Raw genomic sequence first — 2,516 nt, 5'->3', positions numbered from 1 at the left:
CATAGAAGGTCTGCGTTCTCATCTTCGCTCGCGATGAGAAGTTGCCCGTCGGCAGTGACCACCTCAGCTGCGATCAGATTGTCGATCGATAGCCCGTACTTTGCCCGAAGCCATCCAATCCCACCTGACAGCGTGAGCCCCGCCACGCCGGTATCGGAGATCAGCCCGCCGGGAGTTGCCAGACCGTGGGCCTGTGCCGCAGCATCGACATCACCCCACAAGGCGCCACCATCAACATGTGCGATGTGTTTCTCGGGGTCCACCGAAACCGCGCGCATACCACTTAGATCAATCATCACGCCATCATCGCAAACCGCATGCCCAGCGACATTGTGGCCGCCGCCCTTGATCGAGACCGGCAGGTTGTGCTTGCGCGCATGGTTGACCGCGGCGATAACGTCCGAACGATTTCTGCATCGCACGATCAAAGCAGGGCGACGGTCAATCATCGCGTTCCAGACTCCACGGGCCACGTCATACGCCGCACTGCCGGGCAGAAGCACCTCGCCTGAAATCCGATGTAGATCCGTTGATTTGCCTCTTTCAGTTCCACTCATCTGTCCGCTCCTGTTGAATGACTACCTCAGATTAGAGCGCTCGGCTTGTGGCATTCAGTGGCGCTTTTGTCAGACTGATGGCATAGTGGACATGTGGATATGGCATAAGTGCCAGAACCGTGCCAAATCTGACAGGAGCCATCATGTCCGCAACTCGCAAGCCGACAATCGCCCTGCTCGCCACGCCAGAAACATCGGCATCTGTCCTCTATGGACTCTACGACGTCCTGATGTCTGCAGGCGCGGTCTATCCGGACATGATAAGTGGCGCGCCTGGTGACGAACTGCTGGATGTCAAGATTGTGTCCGCGGACGGCAAGCCCTTTCATTGTGTCGGGAATATCCCTGTCGTGCCCCATGCGGGGGTCGGCGATATCGAAACACCGGATGCTGTTGTTGTCTGTGACATGTACACATCGATCTATGATGTGCCCAAGGGGCGGTACCCGTGCGAGATAGGGTGGCTCAAGAAGGTGCATTCCGAAGGCACGCTGTTGTCATCAGTTTGTTCAGGTTCATTGTTGTTGGCGGAGTCCGGGCTACTCAACGGACAAGAAGCCACCGCGCACTGGGCCTATCGTGATATGTTTCAGCGCCACTTCCCGAAAATTACGTTTCGCAATGAATCGATTCTCTGCCTGGCCGCCGAGGGCGAGCGGCTTGTGACGGCTGGCGGGGTCAGCGCGTGGCACGACCTTTCTGTCTATTTGATCGCCAAATACTGTGGGTACAAAACAGCAATTGAGACGGCGAAGGTGTTTCTAATAAGCGGACATTCAGAGGGGCAATCTCCCTACTCGGTTATGACGAGGCCGATGGAGTCGAGCGATGGTCCGATAACGGAGTGCCAGCTTTGGATCGCGGAAAATTATGCGACGAGCAAGCCTGTGGAAAAAATGGTGCAAAAGTCGGGTTTGAACTCGCGCACATTTTCGCGCCGGTTTCGCGCCGCAACCGGCTTTACGCCCATCGAATATGTTCAGGCCCTGCGGATCGAGGAAGCCAAACAGATGCTTGAAACGGATGATGCTACCAGCGATGACATCGGAATCTCAGTTGGCTACGAAGATCCGGCGTCTTTCCGCCGGGTTTTCAAACGGGGAACAGGCATGTCTCCTGCTGCCTATAGAAAGAAGTTTCAAAGGATTTCGCAGTTGGCAAAGGTGAATTGACCTTTTCGGTGCCGAAAGATGCTCACTGGCGGCGAAGGCACATCATGTTCCGCATTACCGATATTAGTTCAAATCGCAATGCAACCTGTCTGCTACGGGTCTTCGTGACATAGCTTTCCATCACCTCACCCTCGTGCTCAACGGCCCGCCAAAGCTAGTGCCGCTCGCCGTTGATCTTCGCAAACACTTCGTCGAGGTGCCACTGCCAACAGCTCGATTTCATCCCCTCGATCCGGCGCTTCCGTATCTCGTCGGCGAACAATGGGCCGCACTGGTTACACCGGAACCGGACAGTCTCGTGACTCACCTCAATACCACGCTCGTGCAGCAGATCATCGACGTTCCGCAGCGAGAGGGGAAACCGGACATACTGAATTACCGACAAGCGGATGATCTCAGGACTTGTTTTGAAGTACTTGAAGGGGGGGCGTTTTGTCATCCCCGGAAGCTAGACGGCGCCCTCTCCCGCCTCAAGTCGAGTTTGTCTGACAAAACCCAACCTTCTCCACCCTCGAAGAACCGGGCGGTCGGCATCGCAGCACGCGCCGGTGGCATCAATCCGCAATCTTTTTCGCTCATCCACCGAACGTAGGCCTTGCAAGTCCCTGCCGCATCACCCGGTTACATCCGGGTTGCGGAACCGCGCAAGCAGGCCGGGTCGGTATGTCAGTTCCGGGAGAGGCAGTTCGGAAATTTCTGCCGCCTCTTCCTCGGCCAGTCCAAAGGACAGAAGCAGCATCTTGGTCGTGGCCTTGTCGCACTCTGGCCCGCCATCTTCATTGATCAG

2 protein-coding genes and 1 pseudogene are annotated in these 2,516 nt (G+C 56.3%); 1 reads left to right on the top strand and 2 read right to left on the bottom strand.

Features of this window, described 5'->3' with window-relative positions; all coding sequences use genetic code 11:
• On the bottom strand, positions 1 to 557 hold a 557-nt coding region (locus tag WBB85_RS14210), incomplete at its 3' end, for an FAD-binding oxidoreductase (RefSeq protein ID WP_432639264.1).
• A 143-nt stretch (positions 558 to 700) separates the two neighbouring features.
• Between WBB85_RS14210 and WBB85_RS14205 the strand changes: the two genes are divergently transcribed.
• Positions 701 to 1,729, top strand: a complete 1,029-nt coding sequence (locus WBB85_RS14205; protein WP_432639262.1) for a GlxA family transcriptional regulator — start codon at positions 701 to 703, stop codon at positions 1,727 to 1,729.
• A 70-nt stretch (positions 1,730 to 1,799) separates the two neighbouring features.
• Here WBB85_RS14205 and WBB85_RS14200 read toward each other — a convergent pair.
• Positions 1,800 to 2,168: pseudogene (locus tag WBB85_RS14200) on the bottom strand (IS6 family transposase); the annotation flags it as partial.
• Positions 2,169 to 2,516 lie beyond the last annotated feature (348 nt).

The organism is Albidovulum sp., assembly GCF_049646345.1.
Classification (GTDB): domain Bacteria; phylum Pseudomonadota; class Alphaproteobacteria; order Rhodobacterales; family Rhodobacteraceae; genus Albidovulum.
Note: the sequence above shows the minus strand (reverse complement) of the source record. Positions and strands in the feature narration are given on the sequence as shown.